Origin of the sequence: Pseudarthrobacter sp. LMD1-1-1.1, from assembly GCF_040676255.1 — a bacterium.
Lineage (GTDB): Bacteria > Actinomycetota > Actinomycetes > Actinomycetales > Micrococcaceae > Arthrobacter.
The window spans coordinates 247,725-273,008 of the sequence record NZ_JBEGHP010000001.1 but is presented as its reverse complement, the minus strand read 5'-3'; the positions used below and the strand labels follow the sequence as shown (position 1 = coordinate 273,008).

Genomic DNA, 25,284 nt, shown 5'->3' with positions numbered 1-25,284 from the left:
GCAAGTAGCCCGCAGGGGTTGCTTCCGCCGCGGGAGGCCACGGGGCTAGCCTGAACCATGGCCACCGAAGGGCCCGGTCCCGGCCTGCAGCTGCAGGCGGGGCTGCAACCCGAGCTGCGCGCGCTGCCCGGCCTGCTGAGGGCACTGGGCATGCTGGCCATGACGCACGCGGAAGTGCAGCTCGCCACCGAACGAGCCCTTGCCGACAATCCCGTCCTGGAGCGCGCCGAGGGCCACCCCTGTCCCGGGTGCGGCCGGCATGTGGCGTCCGGAACCTGCTTCCGCTGCCGGGGCCAGTCGGGCGTCTCGCAGTTCCGTGATGGCCCCGAGCCGGCCGTCAATCCGTTCGCATCGCTGGAAGCAGACGCAGGCGTTGAAGTCCACCCGGACTGCCGGCACGCGCTGGACCTCGTGCTGGCGCACCTGACCTCCCGCGGACTCCTGGACTGCGAACCGGAGCAGATCGCCCGGCAGCACGGCCTGCGTCCCGACCAGGTGTACGAGGCCCTCCGCGCCATCCGGGCCGTGGGCCCGCCAGGCATCGCCTCCACCAGCGTCGTGGAGCTGCTCGCCATCCAGGCCGAGACGCTGGTGGACGCCGGCGAGGCTCCGGACTGGCTCCCCCACCTGGTGCGCGCGCACCTATCGGACCTCGCCGCGGGAAGCACCGCCGTCGTCGTCCGTGCCATGGGTCTTCCCGAGGAACAGGTCCTTGCCGGACTGGCCATGGTGAGGGAGCGGCTGCGGCCCTTTGTGGCAGTGGACACCGGTGCCACTGCAGCCGGCGTTCCTACGGCGGACGTGTTCCTGTACCGCCGGCCGGACGGGTCCCTGGAGGTGGAGGTTCCCGCGAGCGCCTGGTTCGGCCTCCAGATAGTGGACCTCTCCGCCGGCCTCCCCGCGGCCTCCGGGGCGAAGCAATGGCTGACGGACCACGAACTGGCTGCCCGGCGGCTCCTGTACCAAATCGACCGTCGCGCCGGCGCCCTCCTCCGCATCACCGAATGCGCCGTCGCGCACCAGAAGGACTTCCTGGACCACGGCGACGCCGGACGCCACCATCCCTTGACGCGGACCGCCGTCGCGCAGGAAATCGGGCTGCATCCTTCCACGGTGAGCAGGGCCGTGAGCGGCAAGCGGCTCCGTCTGCCCTCCGGAACCGTCACCGACCTGGCCTGCCTCTTCGGGAAGGGCATGGCCGCCCGTGCCGCACTGCAGGAGTCCATCGCGGCGGCCGGCGCTGCCTCCGACGAACAGCTCCGCGCCGAACTGGCCCGCAGCGGGTTCGTCATCGCCCGCCGGACCGTGAACAAGTACCGGCGCTCGCTCCAGCTGGACTCGTAGGCGATCCCGCAGGCACCGCAGGCAACCGCGAATTCCTTTTCGCGCCGGCGAAATCCGGTTCGGGCCAGCGCTGCCGGCCGCCGCCGTTTCTCCCCCGCTTCCGCCCCGCCTGAGCCCCGCCCGGGTTGGCACGAATTGTGCAGTAAGAGGGTATGCGGTGTTCCGCGGTGGTGCCTCCCAGGGCACCTGCAACTCCGGAAAGGAAATACTCATGCACGACATCGATAGGGCACTGTTCGAAGGCCAGGACGAGGGCACCTGGGGCGAGGTGATGGATGAGGGGCCCGGCTACTCCTACGAGGACGAACAGTCACCCTTCCAGGGCGAAGACGCCAGCGAAGCCGGGGGGCTCTGGGGCGAGGCCGACAGCCAGGAAACCGACGAGCTTGCCCTCGCCGCCGAACTGCTCGAAGTCACCGACGAGGACGAGCTGGACCAGTTCCTGGGCGACCTGGCCCGGAAGGCAGTCTCGGCTGCCAAGGACTTCGCCGGGAGCGCGGCGGGACAGGCCGTGGGCAAGGTCCTCAAGTCCGCCGCCCGGAAGGCCCTCCCGCAGCTGGGCCAGGCCGTAGGCAACTACTTCGTTCCCGGCGCGGGCGGGCAGGCCGGGCGCCAGGTGGGCAAGTGGCTCGGCAGCAAGTTCGAATCCGGGCTCCAGCTGGAAGGCCTGTCGCCGGAGGACCGCGACCTTGAAACCGCCCGCGCCTTTGTCCGCTTCGCAACCTCCACCGCCCAGCGCGCCGCGGCCACGCCCCGGAGCATCCCCGCTGCCCAGGCAGCACAGCAGGCAGCCACCGCCGCAGCCCGGCAGCACCTCCCCGGCCTGCTCGGCCGCCCAGGCCAGAACGGCCCCGGCCAGTCCGGCCGGCCTGCCAGCGGCCGCTGGATCCGCCGCGGCCGCAACATCGTGATCCTCAACGCACGCTAACCACCCGCCACCACCCAACCCGAAGGACATTGCCATGAGCACCAACTACTACGAGACCGAGTCCGCACCCTGGGCGCAGGAAGACGAAGACGAAGGGAACTTCAGCGGCTACGAGGGCGGATCCGACCGAGAGGAAAACGTCGAAACCGAGCTGGCCATGGAACTCCTCAGCCTCAACTCCGAGGACGAACTGGACCAGTTCCTGGGCAGCCTGGCCCGCAGCGTGGTGAAGAACGCCTCCCGGTTCATCAAGTCACCCATCGGCAAGGCCCTGGGCGGCGCCCTCAAATCCGTCGCCAAGACGGCGCTGCCCATTGTGGGAGGTGCCATCGGCTCCTTCGTCGCTCCCGGCGTCGGGACCGCCATTGGCAGCAAGCTTGGCTCCATGGCCGGCGGCCTGCTCGAGGCCGAGGAAGCCGAAAATATGGACGAATCAGAGGCTGAGGAAGAGGCCGCCCGCCGCTACGTCCGGTTTGCCCGCGCCGCCTACCGCAACGCCGCACGGACCCCCGTCTCGGTCCCGCCCAACGCGGCCGCCCGCGCCGCGGCCACCGCCGCCGCCCGCCGGTACGCCCCGTCCCTGCTCCGCGCCCGCCAGGCAGCCCGGCGCGGGACCCGCAACTACCGCGGCGGCGGCACCCGGATCTACAACACCCAGTACTCCGGTGCCGTGTGGGGCGCCCCGGACGAAGGCTGGGACAGCCAGCAGGACGGCAACGGCAATTCCGGGAGCGGCGCCGACGAAGGCCGCTGGATCCGCCGCGACGGCCGCGTCATCCTCCTGGGGATATAACCTGCCGGCGGCTGACGGCAGGCTATCGGGATGGAAACGAACACCATCAGCACCGCGCTCATCGAGAGCGAGGCGGACGGCCTGGTGTCCCGGCTGGACCAGATCAAGCCGTTCGTCATGCAGGAAACCATGGTCCTGGCCGCCGCACTGCCCCGGGACGCCCAGCTGCTGATTGAACGCTTCCTCCACGCCGGACGCCACGAGCTCCGGGTCCAGGTTGCCGAGTTCCTGGACTGGCTGCATGGCGACGGCAGGACCGCCAGTCCCGCCGAACAGCAGCGCCGGTTCGTCCTGATCCGCCTCCAGTTCAACGTTGTGCTGGCCCAGTTCGACCTGTTCACCGAGGTGGTCACCCAGCGCAGCGAGCACTCCACCGGCGTCTGGCTTTCCGGGCTGGACATCCTGGCCCAGGACGCCTTGCGGCTGGACGGAAACCACGACGACGGCGACGCACGGCTGGTGGTCTACCTCGCCAGGGGTGCGGGTGCTGCCATCCGGCGGGCCAAGACCCGCCTGCCCGGCGGCAAACCGAACCCGGTGGGGATCATCAGGCTGCCCCGGGAGCGGATGGTGGGCAGCGGGATCGCCTCCTCCCTGGCCCACGAGGTGGGCCACCAGGGAGCGGCGCAGCTGGACCTGGTGACGTCCCTCCGCGCTGAGCTCGACCGCCGTGCACAGCAGGACCCGGACGGCGGCTGGGACGTGTGGTCCCTGTGGATCAGCGAAATCGTGGCGGACATGTGGTCCGTCGCCACCGTGGGCATCACCTCCACCGTGGGCCTGCTCGCGGTGGTCAGCCTCCCCCGCTACTTCGTCTTCCGGCCCGGCGGCACCGATCCGCATCCGATGCCCTACCTCCGGGTGCTGATCTCCGCGGCGCTGGGCGACGCCCTCTACCCGCACCCCCAGTGGCGCGGGCTGGCATCCGTGTGGCGGGCCATGTATCCGCCCGCCGGGCTGCCGGCGGAGCACCTCGCCTGGATCGGCAAGTGCGAGGCCCACATCGGCAACCTGGTCTCCCTGCTCATGAACCACCCCGTCCCGGCGGCCGGCGGCCGGAAACTCGGCACCCTCTGGCCCACCCGCGAACGGCGGCCCGAGCGGCTGCTCCGCCTGCACCAGGACTGGGGCGGCGACTTCGGGGTCATGGCCCGGCAACGGCCCGCACTGGTGTTCGCGGTCCTGGGCCAGGCCAAAGCCGCCGGCCGCATCACCGCCGAGGAGGAAAGCTCGCAGCTGTCCTCGCTGCTCACCGCATGGGCGGTCCGCAGCAGCCTGGACGACATGGGCGCCCCCGCACCCCTGGCCGGCAGCCCGGCACACCACCCCACCACACCAGCACTAACAACAAGGAGATAGCCATGGATTTCAATCGACGGCCGGTTGCACCGGTGTATGCCGGACAGGATGTGGGAATCCGTTTCCAGCTGGAAAGCTCGGACCCCCTGGGCGACTACAACTTCCAGGTCCTGGACGAACGGGGCAGGAGCATCCCCATCGGCGGGAACAAGGGCGGCATTTTCACCAAGACCATGAGCCGGGGCAAAGCGTTGGAGCTGAAGGTACGGCTCCCCGACCCGCTGGAATACCGGGTGCGGTTCCGCCCCAACATGCGCGGCATCGTGGGGAACTGGACCATCATCGACCGGATCGACGTCCAGGCACCGGACTCCGAACCGGTCATCAAGGTGGCCCTGGAGCCCAACGCCGCCCCCAACAGCGGACACGCCCAGCTGTGGGACTTCATCTCCGGGGTGGCCGGGAACCTGACCTACACCAACTTCGCTGCCTTCGCGAAGACCAAGGCAAAGACGTTCGGCTCGCTCCCGCCCTTCGGCGGCCTCACCTACCAAAACCTGCACGCGCTGTCCGTGGAATTCATCTCCAAGGGCGCCCTGGGGAACAAGTTCGATCCGCTCCGCAAGAAAGGGTCCGGATGGGGGCCCGCCAACCACAGCGCCCAGGCCATCCCCCTGTCCTACGTCAGCGACCAGGACAACGACCTCGCCCGGCCCTTCCCGGACGGCATCCCGAACGGCCAGTACCCGCTGGAACAGGTGCCGTTCGTCGAGCTGATTTACGTGTACTGGCTGGAGGAAGGCATGCTCTTCCAGTCCCTGAACAGGATCCTGGCCCGCTTCCAGAACCGGCGGTCACAGCCGGACGGGGACCCGCTCTCGCGGCTGGCCGTCAGCCCGCTGCTGCCGCTGCGCGGGCTCCTGTGGGGACTGGCCGAGGCCGAGAAGGACAGGCTCTCGCTGCGCCGCCGCGCCGCGGAGTACGAGTACCAGTACGGCCTGCAGCTGATCGGCCGCGCGATTCCCCCGGCGGAACTGCTGGTGGAGCGGCGGACCCAGTTCCTGGACGCGTTCCACAGCCTGCTCAATGCCTGCCATCGTTACTACAAGGAGTTCAGCGACAAGACCGTGGACGCGGACGCGTTCCCGCTCCTGAGCAACCTGCAGGAACTGCACCTGGTCCTGGCCGCCGGCGCGAACAACCAGTTCGCCGACGTCTCGCTGTCCGCCCGGATTGAGACCCTGGACGTGCAGTGGATGCTGGCCCAGCCGGAAATGCGCGAGTTCCTGGGCGGCCGCACCATGGTCCCCTACCAGGAAGAGTGGATGGGCCGGGTGGACACCATGAAGCTGATGCAGGAATGGTCCGACGCCAGCGTGACCCACTTCTACGACCTGGCCGTCCACGGAGAGCAGCTGCTGCTGTCCGTGCGGCATGGCCGGTGGAACGAGTCCGGCATGACCAGCGACGACGCCAAGAACTGGGCCCTCAAATGGAAGCCGTCCGTCCAGCGCTACATCCACGCCTACCGGGCCGTCACCGGGGTGGACCTCAGCGAACGCGTGGACACCACCATGCCGTCCGCGCTGCTGCAGCGCCGGCTGGCCCGGAAGCTGGTCCGGTACTAGGACATGGCCAGGTCAGGAAAGGGCTAGGTACAGGAGATGGCCGGGTCACCGGGCGGAACGGATTTCACGTCCGCACTGTTCCTGGGCCAGCACCACCCCAGCACCGGGCTCACCCCGTGGGCGGAGTTCACCACCGGAGTGCCCGCCGCGCTGGGGGAGCTGCCGGCGGCCGCGGAGCTGGCCTCCCTGGTTGCCGCGCAGCAGCATGCCGACGGCGGCCTGGTGGCCAGGTCGGCGCTGCACGGAATGATGGATGTACTGCAGTCACTCCCCCGGCCCGGGGATGTGCTCCTGGTGGATGAGGGAGCCTACCCGTTGTCCCAGTGGGCGTGCCGGGCATCCCTCCCCCGGGGTGTGCGGGTGGTGACGTACCCCCACTTCCGGCCGCCCGCCGTCGTACCTTCCAACGGACCGGCGCCTTCCGCCAAAACCTGGGTGGTGACGGACGGATGGTGCCAGGGGTGCGGGCGCCCCGCACCCCTGGCCCAGCTGCAGGCCATCGCCGCGAAGACCGGCGGCCAGGTGATCGTTGATGACTCCCTGGCGTTCGGTGTCCTGGGCCGGACATCCGGTCCCGGCGGCTTCGGTGACGGTACCGGCACGGCACGCTGGCTGGGCCTGTCCCACGACCGGCTGCTGTGGCTCGGTTCGCTGGCCAAGGCCTACGGCACGCCCGTCACGGTGATCACGGGTGACAGCACCACGGTGGGGGTGGTGGCCCGAAGCGGCGGGAACCGGATGCACAGCAGCCCGCCGTCGGCGGCAGACCTTGCCGCCGGGATCGGGGCCCTCCGCAGCGGCGGCCTCCCCCGGTTGCGGCGGCGGCTGTGGCGGCTGACCCTCTGGCTGCGGACGGCGTTCGCTGATCTTGGCCTTCCGCCGATGGGGCTTCCCTTCCCCATTGTCGGAACCCGGGTGGGCTCCCTGCCGCTGGCACGCCGGTGGCGGACCGCGCTCGCTGCCCGGGGCGTGCAGGCGCTGGTGCAGCTTCCCCGCTGCCGGCCCGGCGCCGTGCTGTCCGCCGTGGTGCGCGCCGACCACAGCCAGGCCGACCTGGACCGGCTGGTGCGGGGACTGGCCGCGGTGACGCGGGACAGGCGGGCGGCCTGATGATCGTGGATTCGCACATCCATGTGGGGACCGCCGGTGTACCGCTGGGCCCGGCCGGCCCCGCCGCTTCCTTTGCACTGTGGCGGAAGCGGGCTGCCGCCGTCGGAATTTTCCGTGGTGTGCTGATGGCCGCGCCGGGTGGCACCTACGCGGCCGCCAACCGGGCCGTGGCGCAGCTTGCCCTGAGGGAGCCTGGCGGGTGGCTTTGGTATGTGTTCGTCAATCCCGTGGCCGACCGCGGGCGGGTGGGCGCCATGGTGGCGGCCGCCCACGCGCGCGGCGCCTGCGGGATCAAGGTGCACTGGTCCGACGGACCCGCAACGGATGAGGTAGCGCTGGCCGCGGAACGCCATCAGATGCCGGTGCTTTTTGACCCGGGCGGGGACGTGCAGCTGGTCTGCCACCTGGCCGGGCGGCATCCCGGGGTCGCCTGGATAGTTCCGCATTTGTCGTCCTTCAACGACGACTGGCGCGCCCAGAAACGGCTGACCGATGCGCTGGTCCAGCTGCCCAACATCTTCACGGACAGCTCAGGAGTGCGGTACTTCGACCTGCTGGAGGAGGCCGTGGCCCGGGCCGGATCGCGGAAGGTGCTGTTCGGCAGCGACGGACCGTACCTGCACCCCGCGCCCGAGCTCGCCAAAATATTCGCGCTGGAGCTGCCGCCGGCTGACCGCGACCTCATCCTGGGCGGCAACGTCCTGAGGCTGACGGGACCGGCCCGGAGCGGGCGCTGCTGCACCGATGCAGGACAGGACAGGAGGAAGAAGGCATGGCTGTAAATGTGCCGGCCGCGGGTCCGGAGCCGATCAGGGCGCCGGGGATGGCCGAGATAAAACCGGACAACGGGCCGGCGATCAGGGGCGGCCTCAACCAGTTGCGCGCCTACCTCCGGCAGAGCGAGGCCGCCCGCCGGGCGGGGCCTGGCAGCAGGACGGCACGGCCCGCATGGATGGCGGGCAACGAGCCCCGGCGGGAATCCGTGTGGTTGATTACCTACCGGCCCTGGCCGCCCGGGCTATCGCCCAGCCAGGTGCGCATCTTCGCCCACGAAATCGCCGGGGACCGGCTGGTGGCCAGGACCAGCAGGGATGACCGGCTGCCGGCCACGAAGGACCTGGTGAAGTCCCGCCGCGAACTGCCGCCCGTCCAGCTGGCAAAATTCATTCCGTTTCCGTCACCGGACAAGCAGCCGGACATGTTCGGGCTCGCCGTGGAGGACCTGGTCCGCCAGCAGTTCGGCAGGATCTATAAACGTGCCAACTACCGGGGCCGGCTCCCCGGACGGAAGGGGCCGGACGTGCTCTGGCGGGAGCTTGGGGACCTGTTCCGGGAACTCGCCGAGGAGACCGGCGACGGGTACTGGCACGAGGTGGCGGAGGAGCTGGACCGCGGGGCCTAGCCGGAGCTAGGCACCGCCGGTGTCCGTCCTGCGGGCCTGCCGCTGCTGGACGGCACGGTCCGTGAGCCCCAGCATGGTGGCGGCCGAATGGACGTTCCCGCCGCTCCGCTCAACCGCCACAGCCACGGCCGCCTCCGCCGCGCGTTCCTTGATGTCCCGCAGCCCAAGGCCGGCGTCAACTGCCCAGGCCACCGCCCTGGCGAGCGGATCGACGGCGAGCGGATCGACGGCGCCGGCCGGGCCGCCGTCGTACGCGTTCTGTCCCTGATCCGCTCCCAGGTGCCCTGCCTGCGGCCTGTCCTCGCGGGGAAGGTCGCCCGGGGTAATGGCCCCGGGCCCGACGTGCCGCGCCGCGATGCGGAAGGCCAGCTGCCGGAGGTCGCGCAGGTTGCCCGGGTAGCTGCGGCGGAGCAGGACATCCTGGACGGCCGGATCCACGTCCGGATCGGTCCGGGCGCCGGTGGCCTCGCGGCAAAAGCGGGCGAAGAGGCAGAGGATGTCCTCCAGCCGGTCCCGCAGCGGCGGCATGGTGACCACCGAGGCCGCTATGCGGTGGTAGAGGTCGGTGCGGAAACTACCGGCGGACACTTCACGGGCGAGGTCGCGGTTGGTGGCGCAGATCAGCCGGAACTTGCTGTGCAGCCACCTGTCGCCGCCCACGCGTTTGTAGGTGCCTTCCTGCACCACGCGGAGCAGCTCGGGCTGGAGTTCCAGGGGGAGTTCGCCTACCTCGTCGAGGAACAGGGAGCCCTGGTCGGCACCGGAGCAGGCGCCGGTCCGCACGCTCACCGCGCCCGTGAAGGCACCGCGTTCGTGGCCGAACAATTCGCTGCCCATCAGCGTGGGGACGATGGTGGTGCAGTCCACCACCACCAGGTTGCCCCGCTGGCTGCTGACCGCGTGGGCCACCCGGGCCGCCAGCTCCTTGCCGGTCCCCGTCTCCCCCTGGATCAGGATGGGTGCATTCCCGAACTTCGCGGCCACCACCAGGTCCCGGAGCGCGGACCGCAGCGCCGGGCTTTGCCCCGCCAGCTTGTCCCGGACGGCAACAGAGTCGATCACCGTTTCCACGTCCTCGATCCGCTGCAGCCACGCCGCCACCGGCTCCACCTGGCCGTGCCAGGCCATGCATTCCGCCGCACCCGCCTCAAGCACCGGCCAGGGTTTCAGCCTTCCGTCCGGCGGCCCGAACACCAGCACCCTGCACCTGCCGTATTCCGCCATCCCCAGGGCCGAGACCAGGTCCTGCGACTGCGCCGCGGCAAAGATGATGCCTGCGGTGGCGGCAGTTTCTGGAGCATCCGCCAGCTGGAGGGGGACGTGTGCGGCACGGAGGGTTTCGATGGCCTCCCTGGCCCAGGCCTGCCGGCCACTGAGGTCCATTACCCACGGCATAGAGCCCCTCGCAGATCCGCTGCCGGCACTTCGCCTGCGCAACGAAGCTGACCATGCCCGGCGTTACAGCCCCGTTACTGCCACTGCTACTGCCGCGGCGCCAGAGGATCTTGCGCCAATCTTTCAGGAAAAACCGCGGGTTGCTGATGGTTTTTCACGCATGATCAGGGTCAACGGATGAGGAGTCAGATAACACCATGACCGACCACAGCGTCCCTGACGGGCCCGGGATCCCCGCCAGCGGCGGCACCTTGGTGATCCGCACGTGGACCGAGCCCGACGGCGAACACGGCTTCCGCGCGCGTGTCACCTACAGCGAGGGGTCCGGGCAGCACGGCAGCCTCTCCACCGTGGACCGGGAGGAAGTCCTCCACGCCGTGCGTCAGTGGCTGGCTGCCCAGGACGGGTGAAAACCGCGCGGGTGGATACCCCGGCTGCACGGCGTCGATGAGTTTGGTGAGCGCTTCCGATGGCAGGACGCCCAGGTCCCTGCGCAGGGCCGTCGTGTAGTTCCCGTAGGCGTGCAGAGCGGAAACAGGGTTCCCCATTTCCAGTTCCGCGGTGACCAGGGCCCGCACGGCGCTCTCATAAAGGGGTTCGATTTCCAAAGCAGCGCCCGCCGCTTCCGCAGCGCCGCCGCAGTCCCCCGCCTGCAGCAGTGAACGCGCCAGGAGCGTCAGGGCGCGCAGCCGGTCCTGGTGCAGCCGGCTTTGCTCGAACAGCACCCAGTCCTCGTACCAGCCGGGCAGCAGCTCGGCGTCCCGCAGGTCCAGCAGAGCCCTGGTGGCTGCCCCGCTTCCTGCCGGACTGTCCTGAAGCAGGGCCCGCACCCGGTACAGATCCACCTGTACCGACGGGTCGAGGGCCAGCACCGGTCCGTCCTTCACCAGGATCCCGGGGATCTGGCGCGTTGCCAGGTGGACGCTGACCCTGAGGCTCTCCAGTGCCCGGGGCTCGGGGCAGTCCGGCCAGAGGAGCCCGGCAACGTAGTTCCGCACCCTGGGGCCGCGGATGGCAAGCGCGGCGATCAGGCGCTGCTGGCGGACGGCAACATGGACAATTTCTCCGTCGCGGCGCAGTTGCCAACACCGGAGCAGGTCCAATTCCACATGTCCACAGCCACCACCGCCCACGGGACACCTCAGCCGGGTTGAAGTACCTGAACTACGTAAAAATGAGGATCCTCAGCTTGAAAATGAATGTCAATGTAGCGGCGCCCCTAATCGGGTTGGGAGGGCGCGCTCTCGAAAGCTGCCCGTGACGCGCCATCACCTCCTGCCCTTTTTCCTGAGACGCCCCATCACCTCCTGCCCCTTTCCCTGAAACGCGCCATCACTTCTGGCCCCTACCCCGGCAATCTCCCATCACCCGGCGTGCGAAAGGCGCGGGCCGCCGTCGCACTTTCCTGCCGGGCTGCCCGCGCCTGACGCCTGTACCTAAGCCGCCCGCCTCTTCGGCACGGTATGCGGCTTCGGCACGGCCACAGCCTCAGTGGCCGGAGGCGTTTCACCGCCGGCGCGGCCCGGAGGTGTGGATTCCTGCAGCCGGGCCCGGGCGTCGAGGACGTCGCCGATGAACCAGTCGTAGATCAGCACGCCGATCACACCACCGACCACCGGGCCCACGATGGGAACCCAGAAGTACCAGCTGAAGGCCCCGTCCACTGTGCCAGGCAGCGCCGTTTGGCCCCATCCGGCCAGCCATGCGAAGAGCCGCGGCCCGAAGTCGCGGGCAGGGTTGATGGCGTAGCCGGCGTTGGCGCCGAGGGAAATGCCGATGGCGGCGACCGCGAGCCCGATCATGAACGGGCCCAGGTTCGCCTGGACGGCGGTGTTGCGCATATCGATGATGGCCACGACGAAGATGACCAGGAACGCCGTGCCCACAATTTGGTCAATCAGCGGGCCCGTGGGGTTGCCGTTGAAGTACGGTGCCGGGAACGTGGCGAAGATGGAGTAGCTGGCCAGCCCCTTCGCGTCGGCGCGGCCGGTGCCGACGGCCTTGTTGTAGGCGTCGATGGCGTTGTAGTAGAGCAGGTATACCAATGCAGCCCCGGCGAAGGCGCCCACCACCTGGGCCGCGATGTACGGCCCTACCTTGCGCCAGGGGAACTTCCGGCGGACGGCGAACGCAATGGTCACGGCCGGGTTGATGTGGGCGCCGCTGACGCCGCCGGCCACGTAGACGGCCAGCGCCACGGCCAGGGCCCATCCCCAGGCAATGAGCAGCCAGTCGCCCGCGGCCATGAAGATGGTGGTTGAGGTGGCGGCGCGGCCGGATCCGGGCAGCGCGGCGACCGCCATGGCCACCACGCCGTCGCCGAACGCAATCAGCACAAAGGTGCCCAGGAACTCGGCAAGGAGCTCGCCCCAGGTTCCACCCAGTTGTTTAAGTCCGCTGCCGTTGCGGACGGCATTTCGTAGCGGACTGATATCACTCATCGCGCGTACCTTCTTTGCGATTTTGGCTTTGTCCTTGGCTTCATCCGGACGGATTGACAATCCGGGTACTTTTATGCTACGCCGAAAGTGTCCCTAGGCAACAGTCTGAAGAAACGGCAGCCCCCATAGGCTCAGGACCGCACCCTGGAGACATGGAGTTCGTTCGAAAGGCAAGATCATGAACGACAACGGCAGCATCGACAAAACCCCGGTCCCGGATGAGGCACCTGAGGAACGTGACCTGCGCGGACGGTACGTCGAAGGCAACTTTGGCAAAGCCGGTGCCCAGCGCGGCCGCCATGCTGAAGACGACGAGGGCCAGTACATCGAAGGGGACTACGGTCCCGCGGGCAGCGAAGGCGGACTGCCCGAACCCCTGGGCGACAGGACCGTGGGAGCCGGACGCTACGTCAAGGCCGACTACGGCCAGGCCGGCCCGGTGCCCGGCCGGACCGCGGCTTCCGAAACCGGCCGGTACCCGGAAGGCGATTACGGCAAGGGCGGCGCCGTGGATCCCACGCGCAAGCCGGGCACCCATGACGCCCACGCGGAGCCTTAGCACCTGACGTTGGATCGCGGCCTGCTTGCCTGCACAAGGCGGGCAGGACGCTCTGGTGTGGACCGGCGTCGTACCTTTCGCCTCCTACCTCGTCAGTTGCCTTCCATTACGTCCATTTGAGTTAGGTTAGCCTCACCTTCTAAAGTGCTCCGGTGACGTTAGAGACAAAGCTCGCCGGAGTCCCCTTCGCGGCCAATCTGGCAAGGTTCGGGGACCGCGTTGCCGTCAGCACCGGCAGCGCGTCGCTGAGCTACCGGGAACTGGGCCGCCGTGTGGAGGAAGTGGCCGCCTCCTTCGGGTACGGCCGGCGGCTTGTCGCGTTGCAGGCCGACAACACGCTCCCGGCCCTGGTTGCGTACCTGGCCGCGCTGTCCTCCGGAAATCCCCTGCTGGTCCTGCCCACCAGCCCCGCAGCCGCGGAAGCGCTCACGGATGCCTATGATCCGGACATCGTGGTCCACACGGGGAACGGGCAGGCACTACTGGACGTGCGCCGGGACGAAACGCTCCACGATCTGCACCCTGAACTCGCGCTGCTGCTCAGCACCTCCGGGTCCACCGGTTCACCGAAGCTGGTCCGCCTGTCCGCCGACGGCATCCAGGCCAATGCCGCCGCGATCGCGGAATACCTGCAGTTGCGCCCCACTGACAGGGCCGCCACCACGCTCCCCCTCTCCTACTGCTACGGGATGAGTGTGGTGAACAGCCACCTCCTGGCGGGAGCGTCGCTGGCCCTGACCGATCTCTCCGTGGTGGACCCCTGTTTCTGGGACCTGGTCCGGGCGGAGAGCGTCACATCCTTCGCCGCGGTGCCTTACACGTTCGACCTCCTGGACCGCGTGGGCTTCGCGGACATGGACGTGCCCAGCCTGCGCTACATCACCCAGGCCGGCGGACGGCTTGCGCCGGAGCGGGTGCGTTCCTACGCGGAGCTGGGCCGGCAGCAGGGGTGGGACCTGTACGTGATGTACGGGCAGACGGAGGCTACCGCGCGCATGGCCTACCTGCCGCCGGACCAGGCATTGGAGCATCCGAACGCCATCGGCGTGCCGGTGCCGGGCGGCTCCTTCCGGCTGGAGGCTGTTCCCGGGCTGGATGCCTGCGAACTCGTCTACAGCGGCGCGAACGTGATGCTGGGGTACGCCGGACGGCCGGCGGACCTCAGCCTGGGCCGCGTTGTTGACGAGCTCCACACCGGGGACCTTGCCCGGCGCGGCGCGGACGGCCTCTACGAGATCGTGGGCCGGCGGAGCCGCTTCGTGAAGATCGTGGGACTCCGGGTGGACCTGGGGCAGGTGGAGCGGCAGTTGGCGGACCTCGGCGTGACCGCGGCCGCGGCAGGGTCCGACGATGCGGTGGTGGCCGCCGTCGAAGGCGACCACGATTTGGGCCTCCTTGCCAAAACCCTGGCGCAGGACCTCGACCTGCCGCGCGCCGCCGTCGAACTTCACCCCGTGGAGGCCATCCCGCGCCTGGGCAACGGCAAACCGGACTATCCTGCCGTCGCCGCACTCGCCGGCGCAGGGGCAGCGGCCGGTGAAGGCGGAGGGGACGACGGCGGCCCGACGGTCCCGGACGCGGGCTCCATGGACGTGGGGCGCATCTTCGCCGAGGTGCTTGAGGTGGGCAGCGTGTCCGCCACGGACACGTTTGTGTCCCTGGGCGGCGATTCCCTGTCCTACGTGGCGGCGTCCATCCGGCTGGAGGATGCCCTCGGGTACCTCCCCGAAGGCTGGCACCTGATGCCGGTCTGCGAACTGTCGTCCGCGCGGCACCGGATGCGTCAGGCCGTTGCGCCTCCCGAGGGCCGCGCCGGAACCAATAGAACGCGGCGGCTGTTCGCGCCCATGGAAACCGGGATCGTGCTGCGGGCGGTGGCGATCGTTGCCATCGTCTCAACGCACATCGGGTTCTTCCACTGGCAAGGCACCGCGCACGTGCTCATGGCCGTGGCCGGCTACAACTTTGCGCGCTTCCAGCTCGCCGGCAGCCGCACGGAACGGTTCCGGCGGCACCTGCGGAGCATCGCGCGGATTGTGGTGCCCAGCGTGGCGGTGATCGGGCTCGCGTTCGCCGTGACGGACAAGTACGCGTGGCACAACCTGTTCCTGCTCAATACGCTTTTGGGGCCTCCGGGGTGGAGCGACTACTCCCGCTTCTGGTTTGTGGAAATCCTGGTCCACATCCTGATCGGGCTGGCTTTCCTGCTCGCGGTCCCGGCGGTTGACCGCGTGGTGCGGCGATGGCCGTGGGCGTGTGGCGTGGCCCTGGTGGTTGTGGACATGCCGCTGCTCTTCGGCCTGGTGGACAGCCGGTACCCGGGCCAGGGGCCGGTCCTGTGGCTGTTTGGCCTTGGCTGGGCAGCCGCCGCCTCCCGCACGGTGTGGCAGAGGTCGGCCGTGACGGCGCTCGCCTTCCTGACCGTTCCGGCCTCGTTCGACAATCCGTACCGGAGCGCCACCATCCTGGCGGGCTGCCTGCTTCTGCTCTGGCTGCCGGCCCTCCGGGTGCCCCGCGGGCTGCACCGGACCACGGCTCTGTTGGCCAGCGCGTCGCTGTACATTTACGTCACCCACTGGCTGGTGTACCCGCTGTTCGAGTCCGTGGACGTTGCGGAGCCGCTTGCCAAGGGGATTGCCGTGCTGGCGTCGGTGGTGTGCGGGATCCTCTACTGGGCGGTGGCCACGCGGGCAATGGCTGCGGTGGAGCGGCACCTGAAGGGCCGGCGTGCGTTGCCGCCCCGTATTGCCGTGGGCCGTGAAGCACCAGCAAAGTAGAAGGCATGGATGACGTCACCGGCACCATCGAGCTCTCCGGGAAACTGCTGCACCTCAAGTGGGAGCACGGGGACGTGGTCACCGAGCGCGACGCGGAGGCGCTGATGAAGCGCGCCAAAGTCCTCAGCGCAGGCCGCACCCTGCCGCTGCTGGTCGAGATGACGGGCGTGGCGTGGATTGACCAAGGCGCACTGAAAGCTTTCGCCGGCACCTGGCCCCTGACGCGCGCGGCTGTGGTGGGCACCTCCCCCGTGGACCAGACCATCGCCGACTTCTATACCGGGCGGCACAAACCAGTGCACCCCACCCGGTTCTTCACGTCCATGGACGAGGCAATGGCGTGGCTGGAGGAAGAACACCGGCCGTAGGTTCTGCAGCCGCCTTCAGCTGTGGCCGCGTCTTGCCTGCGTCCCGGGCTCCCCGGCTGCGGGCTGCGCCCCTCCGCCCGGCGCGGCTGCGCGCTGCGTCGCGGCCCAGCTGGCCAAGACCTTGAGCGCATCCTCCGAGGGCGTGCCGGGCTCGGCCGTGTAGATGTTGATGCGCAGGCCCGGGTCCGCGGGAAGCTCCATCGCCTCATAGGTCAGGTCCAGGTCCCCCACCACCGGGTGGTGCAGCCGTTTCCGGCCCGTGCGGTGGTACTTCACATCGTGCCGCGCCCAACGGACCCGGAACTCCTCGCTGCGCGTGGACAGCTCGCCGATCAGGTCCGAAAGGTCTTTGTCGTACGGGTTCTTCCCGGCCGTGGAGCGCAGGACGGCCACAATGTCGTCCGCGCTGCGCTCCCAGTCGCGGAAGAACCCCCGTGCCTTCGGATTCAGGAACGTGAACCGTGCACTGTTGGGCGGGGTGCCGGCGTCGGCCATCATCTCCAGGTACAGGGCCCGGCCCAGCTCATTGGAGGCCAGGACGTCGCCGCGGTCGTTGCGGACCCAGGCGGGCGCCGTCGTGATCGCGTCGATCACCCGCTGCACGCTGGGGCGCACGGTCAGGGGGCTCCGCTTCCGCCGCACCCGCGGGGCTGCGGTGGCCGCGCGGGCCAGGTCGAAAAGGTGGGCCGTCTCGGCGTCGTCCAACTGCAGTGCCCGCCCCAAGGCCTCCAGGACGCTGTCCGACGCGCCCGAAAGGTTCCCCCGCTCCAGCCGGATGTAGTAGTCGATGCTGAGCCCCGCAAGCATGGCCACCTCCTCCCGCCGGAGCCCCGCCACGCGCCGGTTGCCGCCGTACGCCGGCAGGCCCGCCTCCTCCGGGGTGAGCCGGGCGCGGCGGGAGGTCAGGAATTTCCGCACGTCCTCGCTGTTGGTCATGCCCCCCACGCTACGCCCCGGGCACCAGACGAAGGAGGGACTGGCAAGCCCTCCCACAAACCCGCACGCCGAAATAGCGTGGAGGCATGGAACTGAAACTCAACAACGGCGTCACCATGCCCGCACTCGGCCTGGGCGTTTTCCAAAGTCCCCCGGAAGAGACGACGGCGGCCGTCCAGACAGCGCTCGAGGTGGGCTACCGGCACATCGACACCGCCGCCGCGTACGGCAACGAACGCGAGGTGGGCGAAGGGATCCGCCGGGCCGGCCTGCCGCGCGAAGAGGTGTTCATCGAGACGAAGGTCTGGGTCAGCGATTACGGCTACGACCAGGCCCTGCACGCGTGGGACAAGGCGGCGGGCAAGCTCGGCGTGGAGCAGCTGGACCTGTTCATCCTGCACCAGCCCGCGCCGGACCGGATGGAAAAGACCATCGCCGCGTACAAGGCCCTGGAAACCCTGCTCAAGGACGGGCGGGTGCGGGCCATCGGCGTCAGCAACTTCATGCCGCACCACCTTCAGCAGCTGCTCGCCGAGACGGACACCGTCCCCGCCGTGAACCAGATCGAGCTGCACCCCTACTTCCAGCAGCGGGAGGTCCAGTCAGCGGACGCGGAGCACGGCATCCTGACCCAGGCGTGGTCGCCCATCGGCGGCATCACCTTTTATCCGGGGTGGGGCGAGAACCGGAAGAACGTCATGCGGGACCCGGCGATTGCCGCCGTCGCGAAGGCCCACGGCAAGACGCCCGCGCAGGTGATGCTCCGCTGGCACCTGCAGCAGGGCCGCTCCGCCATTCCCAAATCCACCAACCCGGCCCGCATCGCGGAGAACTTCGACGTGTTCGGCTTTGAGCTGTCCCCGGCGGAGCTCCAGACCATCGACGCCCTGGATACCGGCGTCCGCAGCGGACCGGACCCTGACGTGGCCCGCCCGGAGCGGTTCGCCATGGTCATCCCGGAAGCCTAAAGGAGAAGCAACAATGGAATACCGCCCGCTCGGCCGCACCGGTGTGCAGGTCAGCCCCCTCTGCCTCGGCGCCATGATGTTCGGCCCCTGGGGCAATGACGACCGCGCCGACGCCACCCGCATCATCCACCGTGCCCTGGACGCCGGCATCAACTTCATCGACACCGCGGACGTCTACTCCGGCGGGGCCTCGGAAGAGATCGTCGGCGAAGCGATTGCGGGTAAGCGCGACGACGTCTTCCTGGCCACCAAGTTCTTCATGCCCATGGACGAAAAGGACCCCAACCAGCGCGGCGGCTCGCGGCGCTGGATCATGCGGGAGGTGGAGAACTCACTGCGCCGGCTCAACACCGACCACATCGACCTCTACCAGGTCCACCGGCCCAGCCCGGACACCGACGTGGAGGAGACCCTGGGCGCCCTCACCGACCTGGTCCGGCAGGGCAAGGTCCGCTACATCGGCTCCTCGTCCTACTCCGGCTCCCAGATCGTGGAGGCGCAGTGGGCGTCCCGCGAGCGCAACCTGGAGCGGTTCGTCACTGAGCAGCCGCCGTACTCCATCCTGGCCCGCGGCATTGAGGAAGACGTCCTGCCCACGGTCCAGCGGCACGGGATGGGCACCCTGACCTATAGCCCGCTCGCCGGCGGCTGGCTCTCCGGCCGGTGGCGGAAGGACTCCCCGTCCCGGCCCACCTCCAGCCGCCGCCCCAGCGCCCGATTCGACATGACCCAGCCGGCCAACCAGCGCAAGCTGGACATCGTGGAGGAGCTCGCCCAGGTGGCCGAATGGGCAGGCGTGACGATGATCGAGCTGGCCATCGCGTTCGTCATCAACCATCCCGGCGTGACCTCGGCCATCGTGGGCCCGCGCACCATGGAGCAGCTGGAGTCCTACCTCCCGGCCGCGGACACCGTCCTGGCACCTGCGGTGCTGGACCGCATCGACCAGCTGGTGGCCCCCGGCGTCACGGTCAACCCGGACGACAACAGCTACGGCACCCACGAACTGACAGCACGCGCACGACGGCGGCACCGGGCTTAGGTGCCCGGCTCCGCCTTACTACCCACTACTCCCCTATGAAAGGAAAACCCATGGCAACGTGGCTCATCACAGGCTGCTCCACCGGACTTGGCCGGGCACTCGCGGAAACCATGCTCGCATCCGGGCACAACGCCGTCGTCACCGCCCGGAACGTCGAGGCGGTCCAGGACATCATTGCCGGCTTCCCCGACACCGCACTCTCCCTCTCCCTCGACGTGACGGACAAGGCGCAGATCACCGCGGCCGTGAAGGCAGCCGAGGAGAAGTTCGGCAGCATCGACGTGCTGGTGAACAACGCCGGCTACGGCTACCGCGCGGCCGTGGAGGAAGCGGACGACGCCGACATCCGCCGCCTGTTCGACACCAACTTCTTCGGCGCAGTGGACATGATCAAGGCCGTGGTCCCCGGCATGCGCGCCAACAAGTCGGGGTCCATCCTGAACATCTCCTCCATCGGGGCGCGCATCACGCCGGCCGGCTCGGGCTACTACGCGGCCACCAAGGCAGCGCTGGAGGGCATGTCCGGATCGCTCCGCAACGAACTGAAGCCGCTGGGCATCAACGTCACCGCCATCGAGCCGGGCGGCTTCCGCACCGACTTCGCCGGCCGCTCGCTCACGCAGTCCGCGACGGCGATCGGTGACTACGCGGACACGGCCGGCAAGCGCCGCAAGGAAGTCGACACCGCCCACGGCAACCAGCCCGGGGACCCGGACAAGGCAGCCAAGGCGATCCTCGCCGTCGTCGATTCCCCCAACCCGCCGGGCCTGCTGGTCCTGGGCACGGACGCCTTCGGCGCGTTCGGCATGGTGGCGGACGCCCAGCGTGCCGAGCTGGACGAGTGGCAGGAGCTGAGCACCAGCACGGACATCACCGACTAACCCAACTAGGTCGCAGTTGTTGTCGTTCTGGGGCGTCAAAACGACAACAACTGCGACCCAGTTGGGGAACTGCAAACCCTGGGCCGCAACGAAATCGGGCATCGCAAAATCGAGTAGCCACTACTCATGACAGGGCGCACGCCCGGTGCGAGAGTGAATTCCTCACGTTCCACCACTCCGCAAGAGGAACCAGCATGGCAGCCAAACGACGTCGGTCAGCCGGCAAGGGCGGGGGCGCAGTCGGGTGCGCCCCCTTCCTCGTCCTTATCGTCGTAGCGCTCATCATCCAGTACTGGTGGGTGCTCCTCATTGCTGCGGGGGTGGTTGCGCTGACCGTGGCGCTGGTCCGCTCCGCAAATGCCCCGGCACGGCCAGCCCAGATGCCGCCGCCCAGGCCGCAACCCGTTGTGCCTCCGCCCCCGGCGGTCCCCAGCGGCGAGGAGCTTACGGCCCAAATGCGTGCCCACAAGCGGATCAGTCGCGTGCGGGACATGCAGGAATGGGACTACGAGTGGATCCGGCTGGCCCACCCCGGGAAGAGCGTCCGCGAAGTCAACGACATCGCGAACGCCCATTTCGCCCGCGGCCGTTCCATCGGCATCAACTGGGGTGACCCGTCCGCTCCCTAAGGCACGCCTACACGTCCGCCGGCTCGCTGCTGCGGCCGTGCTGCAGCCCGGTAGCGAACCCGATCGTCACCGGTACCGGCGCCGGGGCGGAGCAGCAGGTGTCCGCGGCAGCATCCCCGGCATCGTCCGGGATGCTGGTGGAGCACACGCCGGTTTCCGGAAGTTCAAGTTCGACGGCGTCCGCGGCTGCGGTGTCCCCGGCCAGGGCGGCGGCGATGGAGCGGACCTGCTCGTACCCGGTGGCCATGAGGAACGTGGGCGCGCGGCCGTAGGACTTCATGCCCGCCAGGTAGAAGTCCTTTTCCGGCTGCTCAAGGATCCGGGCGCCGTGGGCAGGAACGGTGCCGCAGCTGTGGAAATCCGGGTCGATCAGCGGGCCCAGGGCCTTGGGTGCCTCGACGGCGGGGTCCAGGTCCAGCCGCAGCTCGGACAGCATGGCCAAATCCGGGCGGAACCCCGTGGCGGGAATGACCCGGTCCACCGACACGGACCGGCCGTCCGCCGCGTGCACGGTCAGGGCGTCGCCTTGAACGTCGATGGACGCCGTGTGGAAGCTGGTCAGGAGCCGGACAGCGCCGCTCTCGACGGCGGTGCGGAGCCGGGCCCCGAGCTGGCCGCGGGCGGGCAGCTGGTCGGCGTCGCCGCCGCCGTAGGCCCGGGCCGGGGTGGCGGCGCGGATGGCCCACAGGACTTCAGTGCCGGGGTTGGCGCGGGCCACGCGGGCCAGGTCCAGCACCATGTTGGCGGCCGAATGCCCGGAGCCGATGACCAGCGTGCGGCGGCCGGCAAAACCACCAGCGGAAACGTCCGGCAGGGGGCCTGTGACCAGCCCGGCTGCACGCGCCTCGGCCTCACCCGGAACGGCAAGCCCGGACGAACCCAGCGGCGCCGGGCTGCTCCAGGTCCCGGACGTATCAATCACGGCGCGGGCCAGCACCTCGGTGACCTGTCCGCCGTCGTGCCCTATGCGCAGGAGGAACGGGGCACTGTCCCGGCCCTGGCTGCGGCCCTTGTCCATGCCCTGCCGGGTGACCGCCACAACCCGAGACCCGGTCCGGATCCGGTCCTTGAGCTCCGGCGTCGCGGCAAGCGGCTCAAGGTATTCGGAGACGATCTGCGACCCGTACGGCAGCGCGGTGGGCCGTGGAGCTTCCCAGCCGTGGCGCTCCAGCAGCCGCACCGAGGCGGGGTCCAGGTTGTACTTCCAGGTGGAGAACACGCGGACGTGCCCCCATTGACGGATGGTTGCCCCGACGGCGGGACCGGCCTCGAAGACGAGCGGTTCCAGCCCGCGTTCCAGCAGGTTCGCGGCGGCGGCCAGCCCCACGGGACCGGCTCCGATCACGGCAACGGGGAGGGATTCCAGGGATGCCATGGCGTCAACAACCTTTCAGGCCGAAGCAGGGATAAGGGAGGCAATGAGGGATTCGACGCGGGTCTTGATCTCGTCGCGGATGGGCCGGACGGAGTCCACGCCCTTGCCAGCGGGGTCCTCCAGGACCCAGTCCTCGTAGCGCTTGCCCGGGAAGTAGGGGCACTCGTCGCCGCAGCCCATGGTGATCACCACGTCGGAATCCTTCACGGCCTCAGTGGTGAGGACCTTGGGGATCTCGGCAGACATGTCGATGCCCACCTCGGCCATGGCCTCGACGGCGGCCGGGTTGACCTTCTCGGCCGGCTGCGATCCGGCGGAGCGGACCTCGATGGCGCCCTTGGACAGCGTGGTGAGGAAGGCGGCCGCCATTTGGGACCGGCCCGCGTTGTGGACGCAGACGAACAGGACGGAGGGCTTCTGGCTCATGAGAGCACCTTTCGGTCAGCCGTGGCGACGGCGGGAGTTGCGAGGGGTGGGTAAAGGAACCGGACCAGGACGTACCCGGCGGCGCCGCCCAACAGTTGGGCGAGGATGAAGGCAGGGGCCGACGACGGCGCGATGCCGGCGAAGGTGTCCGTGACCGTCCGGGCGATGGTCACGGCGGGGTTGGCGAAGCTGGTGGAGCTGGTGAACCAGTACGCTGCGGTGATGTAGCCGCCGACGGCGAAGGCGACCCGGTCTGCCCGGCCGGAGCGGACGGTGCCGAAGATGACCACCAGAAGCCCTACGGTGGCGATGACCTCGCCCAGCCAGAGCGCGGGACCGGTGCGGACGTGAGTTGAAAGCGTGACCGCGTCCAGCCCGAACATCAGGTTCGCCGCCACGGTGCCGGCCAGGCCGCCCAGAACCTGGGCGGCCACTAACGCCGCGGTGGTCCCTGTATCGATCAGGCCCAGGGCCCGTTCCACCAGGGTCACCACGGGGTTGAACGACGCCGAGACCGGCTGGAGTGCCACGATCAGGGCCACCAGCGCGGCACCCGTGGCGAGGCTGTTCTGCAGAAGCTGCAGCCCGGCGTCGTCCGGTGAAAGCCGCGAGGCCATGACGCCCGAGCCCACCACCGCCATGACCAGGAACGCGGTGCCCACGAACTCCGCAGCAGCTTTGCGGCCCAGCACACTCACGCTGCCTGCCCGCCGATCAGGGCCGCCAGGTTCTGCAGCGCCTCGGTCCGGGCCCGGTAGTAGACCCACACGCCGCGCTTCTCCCGGTCCAGCAGCCCCGCCTCGTGCAGGATCTTCAGGTGGTGGCTGATGGTGGGCTGGGACAGCTCGAAGGCATCGTTCAGGTCGCAGACGCAGGCCTCGCCGCCCTCATGGGAGGCAACCAGGGACATCAGCCGCAGCCGGACAGGATCGGCCAGCGCCTTCAGCAGTGGGACGACTCCTTCCGCTTCCGGCTCGGTCAACGGCTCGCGCGCAAGCGGCGAGCAGCACGCCGCGGCTTCCACAGGGGTCAGCTTCAGGGACATAGACACACATAAATATTTACATTCATCTATGTCTTTGGCAATCCCCATATTTTCCCGCTGATTACGCTCTTCCCTTGCGGCGCGCGGAGAAAGGACAAATAGGATGGCCCGTAGATTTACCGGCCGGAGATGAAGGGCGCCACCATGATCGAGATCCTGAACCCCGCTGAAGTGGCCCGCGCCCGGGAGACCGGCGCCCTGGTGGCGGACATCCTGCAGGCCATGAAGAGCCGCGCCACGGTGGGCACCAACCTCCTGGACATCGACCAGTGGACCAAGGAGATGATCACCGAGGCCGGGGCCGAATCCTGCTACGTGGACTACGCCCCGTCGTTTGGCCGGGGCCCGTTCGGGCACTACATCTGCACGGGCGTCAACGATGCCGTGCTGCACGGACTCCCCCACAACTACGACCTGGCCGACGGCGACCTGCTGACCCTGGACCTCGCCGTCGTCAAGAACGGGATGGCCGCCGACGCCGCCATCAGCTTCATTGTGGGCGAATCACGCCCGGCGGAGAGCGTGGCCATGATCGAGGCCACCGAGCGGGCACTGGCCGCCGGAATAGCCGCCGCGGGGCCGGCCGCGAAGATCGGCGACATCTCCTACGCCATCGGCCGGGTCCTCAGCGATGCGGGATATCCGGTCAACACGCAGTTCGGCGGCCATGGGATCGGGTCCACCATGCACCAGGATCCGCACGTCCCCAATACGGGGCGGCCGGGCCGCGGCTTCAAGCTGCGGCCCGGGCTGCTGCTGGCACTGGAGCCGTGGATCATGGCGGACACGGCAGAGCTGGTAACGGACGACGACGGCTGGACCCTCAGGAGCGCCACCGGCTGCCGGACGGCGCACACCGAGCACACCATCGCCATCACCGAGGACGGCGCCGAGATCCTGACCCTGCCCTCGCGGTAGGAGCTGTTCCGTCCCCACCACGTTCACCTCGGGCATCGACCAACCGCCGCCTCCTAAAATGGGGAGGTGAACCTTTCGCATCTCGGCGTGCCCGTCGGGCCGATGATTCGCGTCCATGGCGGGTTCGCCAACCGGATGTACCGGCTCGACACTGACGATGGGTCGTTCGCGGTGAAGGAGTTGAACCTGGTCGATCGCCGCTGGCCCTATCGCATCAAGGACGTGCTCCGGTTTGAGCGGGCCGCCTTCGCTGCCGGCATTCCGATGCCAGAGCCGATTTCGGCCGACCACAACACACTCGTTCACCGATGGGTCGATGGCGGGAAGGCCGAAGCGCCGGTGTCGGCGAGCTACGCGTTTGAGATCGGTGAGATTCTCGCGCGTATCCATTCGCTTGACGTCGCGTGGAGCGACGCGTTGATCGAGGAGCAGGCGTCAAGGGACTGGGCTGAGCTCGCCGTCCAGGCGGCGGCGACCGGACAACCGTGGGCTGCAGAGCTCGCCTCCCAGGTCGAAACGTTCCTCGCGATTGCCCGCTTCGTTGACACCTGCAATCGGCCAGGCCCAGTCGTTCTGACGCACAGAGACATCCAACCGTGGAACCTGCTGGCTCGAGAAGGCCGGCCGGTGGTGCTCGACTGGGAACTCTCGGGGATGCTCGACCTGTCCGGCGAGCTCGGATCGACCGCGCTGAGCCTTGCGAAGGGGCCCGGCGTCGATGACATCAGGCCCGCCATTTTCCGCTCGGTTCTCGACGGCTATGTGGCAGGGGGCGGAACGCTGCCGCCGCCGGGTCCAAGCTGGTTTGCGTTCATAATCGGCGGCTGGCTGGGGCACACGAGGTGGAACATCCTCCGGTGCCTCGCCGGTGTTGAGGCAAGCACCGGGCCAGACCTCGCGCTGTCGCATGAGTCCGTGCGCGACGGGGTGCGCGGCCTCCCCGACTTGTTCTGCCGGCTTCCGGATCTCGAGGCGTTGCTGGGGTGACGTGAACTGCGCCGCCGGCAATTCCGCATGCTT

At 69.0% G+C, this 25,284-nt stretch carries 25 protein-coding genes; 17 read left to right on the top strand and 8 right to left on the bottom strand.

The genetic code is table 11. From position 1 onward, the window contains the following. Window positions 1-57: 57 nt before the first annotated feature. From MRBLMD1_RS01330 to MRBLMD1_RS01295, 8 genes are all read left to right on the top strand, one after another. Window positions 58-1,344 carry a hypothetical protein gene (locus MRBLMD1_RS01330; protein ID WP_364396764.1) on the top strand — a complete coding sequence of 429 codons (1,287 nt, stop codon included), beginning with the start codon at window positions 58-60 and terminating at the stop codon, window positions 1,342-1,344. A 211-nt stretch (window positions 1,345-1,555) separates the two neighbouring features. Further along, the gene (locus MRBLMD1_RS01325) at window positions 1,556-2,272 is read left to right on the top strand and encodes a hypothetical protein (protein WP_364396761.1); all 717 of its coding nucleotides are present in this window, start codon (window positions 1,556-1,558) and stop codon (window positions 2,270-2,272) included. Window positions 2,273-2,306: 34 nt separating this feature from the next. Beyond that, window positions 2,307-3,065: a hypothetical protein gene (locus MRBLMD1_RS01320; RefSeq protein WP_364396758.1), complete on the top strand. Its 759-nt coding sequence runs from the start codon at window positions 2,307-2,309 to the stop codon at window positions 3,063-3,065. A gap of 30 nt (window positions 3,066-3,095) precedes the next feature. Then, window positions 3,096-4,424, top strand: a complete 1,329-nt coding sequence (locus MRBLMD1_RS01315; RefSeq protein ID WP_364396755.1) for a hypothetical protein — start codon at window positions 3,096-3,098, stop codon at window positions 4,422-4,424. A gap of 2 nt (window positions 4,425-4,426) precedes the next feature. Continuing rightward, window positions 4,427-5,992: a hypothetical protein gene (locus MRBLMD1_RS01310; RefSeq protein WP_364396752.1), complete on the top strand. Its 1,566-nt coding sequence runs from the start codon at window positions 4,427-4,429 to the stop codon at window positions 5,990-5,992. 36 nt (window positions 5,993-6,028) lie between these two features. Further along, window positions 6,029-7,102 (top strand): hypothetical protein, encoded by a 1,074-nt coding sequence (locus MRBLMD1_RS01305; protein WP_364396749.1) that lies wholly within the window; start codon window positions 6,029-6,031, stop codon window positions 7,100-7,102. Further along, the gene (locus tag MRBLMD1_RS01300) at window positions 7,102-7,884 is read left to right on the top strand and encodes an amidohydrolase family protein (RefSeq protein WP_364396746.1); all 783 of its coding nucleotides are present in this window, start codon (window positions 7,102-7,104) and stop codon (window positions 7,882-7,884) included. The genes MRBLMD1_RS01305 and MRBLMD1_RS01300 overlap by 1 nt, the downstream gene beginning before the upstream one ends. Continuing rightward, entirely contained in the window at window positions 7,875-8,504 is a 630-nt protein-coding gene (locus tag MRBLMD1_RS01295; RefSeq protein ID WP_364396743.1) for a hypothetical protein, read from the top strand. The genes MRBLMD1_RS01300 and MRBLMD1_RS01295 overlap by 10 nt, the downstream gene beginning before the upstream one ends. A 6-nt stretch (window positions 8,505-8,510) precedes the next feature. Here MRBLMD1_RS01295 and MRBLMD1_RS01290 read toward each other — a convergent pair whose 3' ends face one another. The 3 genes from MRBLMD1_RS01290 to MRBLMD1_RS01280 form a co-directional block, all read right to left on the bottom strand. After that, window positions 8,511-9,899, bottom strand: a complete 1,389-nt coding sequence (locus MRBLMD1_RS01290; RefSeq protein ID WP_364396740.1) for a sigma-54-dependent transcriptional regulator — start codon at window positions 9,897-9,899, stop codon at window positions 8,511-8,513. A 185-nt stretch (window positions 9,900-10,084) separates the two neighbouring features. Further along, window positions 10,085-11,008, bottom strand: a complete 924-nt coding sequence (locus MRBLMD1_RS01285; protein WP_364396737.1) for an AfsR/SARP family transcriptional regulator — start codon at window positions 11,006-11,008, stop codon at window positions 10,085-10,087. A 327-nt stretch (window positions 11,009-11,335) separates the two neighbouring features. Further along, a complete protein-coding gene (locus MRBLMD1_RS01280) occupies window positions 11,336-12,340 on the bottom strand; it encodes an MIP/aquaporin family protein (protein ID WP_307488981.1) in 1,005 nt (334 codons plus the stop codon). Between the two features lie 178 nt (window positions 12,341-12,518). Here MRBLMD1_RS01280 and MRBLMD1_RS01275 point away from each other — a divergent pair, with 178 nt between their 5' ends. The 3 genes from MRBLMD1_RS01275 to MRBLMD1_RS01265 all read left to right on the top strand — a co-directional run bounded on the left by MRBLMD1_RS01275 (window position 12,519) and on the right by MRBLMD1_RS01265 (window position 16,044). After that, window positions 12,519-12,899, top strand: a complete 381-nt coding sequence (locus MRBLMD1_RS01275; RefSeq protein ID WP_364396734.1) for a hypothetical protein — start codon at window positions 12,519-12,521, stop codon at window positions 12,897-12,899. 152 nt (window positions 12,900-13,051) lie between these two features. Then, the gene (locus MRBLMD1_RS01270) at window positions 13,052-15,676 is read left to right on the top strand and encodes an AMP-binding protein (RefSeq protein ID WP_364396731.1); all 2,625 of its coding nucleotides are present in this window, start codon (window positions 13,052-13,054) and stop codon (window positions 15,674-15,676) included. Between the two features lie 5 nt (window positions 15,677-15,681). Beyond that, complete coding sequence (locus MRBLMD1_RS01265) at window positions 15,682-16,044, top strand: STAS/SEC14 domain-containing protein (RefSeq protein ID WP_275179847.1); 363 nt, start codon at window positions 15,682-15,684, stop codon at window positions 16,042-16,044. A gap of 15 nt (window positions 16,045-16,059) precedes the next feature. On the opposite strand, the gene MRBLMD1_RS01260 is transcribed toward MRBLMD1_RS01265, so the two are convergent. Further along, a complete protein-coding gene (locus tag MRBLMD1_RS01260; RefSeq protein ID WP_364396728.1) occupies window positions 16,060-16,980 on the bottom strand; it encodes a helix-turn-helix transcriptional regulator in 921 nt (306 codons plus the stop codon). Between the two features lie 86 nt (window positions 16,981-17,066). On the opposite strand from MRBLMD1_RS01260, the gene MRBLMD1_RS01255 reads away from it, so the two are divergent. The 4 genes from MRBLMD1_RS01255 (at window position 17,067) to MRBLMD1_RS01240 (ending at window position 20,500) form a co-directional block, all read left to right on the top strand. Beyond that, window positions 17,067-17,948: an aldo/keto reductase gene (locus MRBLMD1_RS01255; RefSeq protein WP_364396726.1), complete on the top strand. Its 882-nt coding sequence runs from the start codon at window positions 17,067-17,069 to the stop codon at window positions 17,946-17,948. Between the two features lie 13 nt (window positions 17,949-17,961). Further along, window positions 17,962-18,990 (top strand): aldo/keto reductase, encoded by a 1,029-nt coding sequence (locus tag MRBLMD1_RS01250; RefSeq protein ID WP_364396723.1) that lies wholly within the window; start codon window positions 17,962-17,964, stop codon window positions 18,988-18,990. Between the two features lie 50 nt (window positions 18,991-19,040). Then, window positions 19,041-19,871 (top strand): oxidoreductase, encoded by an 831-nt coding sequence (locus tag MRBLMD1_RS01245; protein ID WP_364396720.1) that lies wholly within the window; start codon window positions 19,041-19,043, stop codon window positions 19,869-19,871. Between the two features lie 194 nt (window positions 19,872-20,065). Further along, window positions 20,066-20,500: a hypothetical protein gene (locus MRBLMD1_RS01240; protein ID WP_364396717.1), complete on the top strand. Its 435-nt coding sequence runs from the start codon at window positions 20,066-20,068 to the stop codon at window positions 20,498-20,500. A 7-nt stretch (window positions 20,501-20,507) separates the two neighbouring features. Here the strand turns inward: MRBLMD1_RS01240 and MRBLMD1_RS01235 are convergent, their stop codons facing one another. Genes MRBLMD1_RS01235 through MRBLMD1_RS01220 form a run of 4 tightly spaced genes read right to left on the bottom strand, consistent with a single transcriptional unit; the run spans window position 20,508 to window position 23,346 of the window. Further along, window positions 20,508-21,875, bottom strand: a complete 1,368-nt coding sequence (locus MRBLMD1_RS01235) for an FAD-dependent oxidoreductase (RefSeq protein ID WP_364396714.1) — start codon at window positions 21,873-21,875, stop codon at window positions 20,508-20,510. 15 nt (window positions 21,876-21,890) lie between these two features. Continuing rightward, the gene (locus MRBLMD1_RS01230; RefSeq protein ID WP_364396711.1) at window positions 21,891-22,301 is read right to left on the bottom strand and encodes an arsenate reductase ArsC; all 411 of its coding nucleotides are present in this window, start codon (window positions 22,299-22,301) and stop codon (window positions 21,891-21,893) included. Continuing rightward, window positions 22,298-22,999 (bottom strand): aquaporin, encoded by a 702-nt coding sequence (locus MRBLMD1_RS01225; RefSeq protein WP_364396709.1) that lies wholly within the window; start codon window positions 22,997-22,999, stop codon window positions 22,298-22,300. The genes MRBLMD1_RS01230 and MRBLMD1_RS01225 overlap by 4 nt, the downstream gene beginning before the upstream one ends. After that, window positions 22,996-23,346: an ArsR/SmtB family transcription factor gene (locus tag MRBLMD1_RS01220; RefSeq protein ID WP_255175643.1), complete on the bottom strand. Its 351-nt coding sequence runs from the start codon at window positions 23,344-23,346 to the stop codon at window positions 22,996-22,998. Before MRBLMD1_RS01220 ends, MRBLMD1_RS01225 begins: the two co-directional genes overlap by 4 nt. Before the next feature lie 144 nt (window positions 23,347-23,490). Between MRBLMD1_RS01220 and map the strand changes: the two genes are divergently transcribed. After that, the gene (gene map, locus MRBLMD1_RS01215; protein ID WP_275179974.1) at window positions 23,491-24,264 is read left to right on the top strand and encodes a type I methionyl aminopeptidase; all 774 of its coding nucleotides are present in this window, start codon (window positions 23,491-23,493) and stop codon (window positions 24,262-24,264) included. Between the two features lie 66 nt (window positions 24,265-24,330). Continuing rightward, a complete protein-coding gene (locus MRBLMD1_RS01210; protein ID WP_224026904.1) occupies window positions 24,331-25,251 on the top strand; it encodes a phosphotransferase family protein in 921 nt (306 codons plus the stop codon). Window positions 25,252-25,284 lie beyond the last annotated feature (33 nt).

Excerpts from the sequence above, each read along its gene's own strand:
- MRBLMD1_RS01260 (WP_364396728.1), bottom strand. The coding sequence starts at position 16,980 with ATGACCAACAGCGAGGACGTGCGGAAATTCCTGACCTCCCGCCGCGCC.
- MRBLMD1_RS01220 (WP_255175643.1), bottom strand. The coding sequence starts at position 23,346 with ATGTCCCTGAAGCTGACCCCTGTGGAAGCCGCGGCGTGCTGCTCGCCG.
- MRBLMD1_RS01330 (WP_364396764.1), top strand. The coding sequence starts at position 58 with ATGGCCACCGAAGGGCCCGGTCCCGGCCTGCAGCTGCAGGCGGGGCTG.
- MRBLMD1_RS01275 (WP_364396734.1), top strand. The coding sequence starts at position 12,519 with ATGAACGACAACGGCAGCATCGACAAAACCCCGGTCCCGGATGAGGCA.
- MRBLMD1_RS01305 (WP_364396749.1), top strand. The coding sequence starts at position 6,029 with ATGGCCGGGTCACCGGGCGGAACGGATTTCACGTCCGCACTGTTCCTG.
- MRBLMD1_RS01310 (WP_364396752.1), top strand. The coding sequence starts at position 4,427 with ATGGATTTCAATCGACGGCCGGTTGCACCGGTGTATGCCGGACAGGAT.
- map (WP_275179974.1), top strand. The coding sequence starts at position 23,491 with ATGATCGAGATCCTGAACCCCGCTGAAGTGGCCCGCGCCCGGGAGACC.
- MRBLMD1_RS01250 (WP_364396723.1), top strand. The coding sequence starts at position 17,962 with ATGGAATACCGCCCGCTCGGCCGCACCGGTGTGCAGGTCAGCCCCCTC.
- MRBLMD1_RS01265 (WP_275179847.1), top strand. The coding sequence starts at position 15,682 with ATGGATGACGTCACCGGCACCATCGAGCTCTCCGGGAAACTGCTGCAC.
- MRBLMD1_RS01315 (WP_364396755.1), top strand. The coding sequence starts at position 3,096 with ATGGAAACGAACACCATCAGCACCGCGCTCATCGAGAGCGAGGCGGAC.
- MRBLMD1_RS01300 (WP_364396746.1), top strand. The coding sequence starts at position 7,102 with ATGATCGTGGATTCGCACATCCATGTGGGGACCGCCGGTGTACCGCTG.
- MRBLMD1_RS01295 (WP_364396743.1), top strand. The coding sequence starts at position 7,875 with ATGGCTGTAAATGTGCCGGCCGCGGGTCCGGAGCCGATCAGGGCGCCG.
- MRBLMD1_RS01230 (WP_364396711.1), bottom strand. The coding sequence starts at position 22,301 with ATGAGCCAGAAGCCCTCCGTCCTGTTCGTCTGCGTCCACAACGCGGGC.
- MRBLMD1_RS01280 (WP_307488981.1), bottom strand. The coding sequence starts at position 12,340 with ATGAGTGATATCAGTCCGCTACGAAATGCCGTCCGCAACGGCAGCGGA.
- MRBLMD1_RS01235 (WP_364396714.1), bottom strand. The coding sequence starts at position 21,875 with ATGGCATCCCTGGAATCCCTCCCCGTTGCCGTGATCGGAGCCGGTCCC.
- MRBLMD1_RS01255 (WP_364396726.1), top strand. The coding sequence starts at position 17,067 with ATGGAACTGAAACTCAACAACGGCGTCACCATGCCCGCACTCGGCCTG.
- MRBLMD1_RS01320 (WP_364396758.1), top strand. The coding sequence starts at position 2,307 with ATGAGCACCAACTACTACGAGACCGAGTCCGCACCCTGGGCGCAGGAA.
- MRBLMD1_RS01325 (WP_364396761.1), top strand. The coding sequence starts at position 1,556 with ATGCACGACATCGATAGGGCACTGTTCGAAGGCCAGGACGAGGGCACC.
- MRBLMD1_RS01240 (WP_364396717.1), top strand. The coding sequence starts at position 20,066 with ATGGCAGCCAAACGACGTCGGTCAGCCGGCAAGGGCGGGGGCGCAGTC.
- MRBLMD1_RS01245 (WP_364396720.1), top strand. The coding sequence starts at position 19,041 with ATGGCAACGTGGCTCATCACAGGCTGCTCCACCGGACTTGGCCGGGCA.
- MRBLMD1_RS01290 (WP_364396740.1), bottom strand. The coding sequence starts at position 9,899 with ATGCCGTGGGTAATGGACCTCAGTGGCCGGCAGGCCTGGGCCAGGGAG.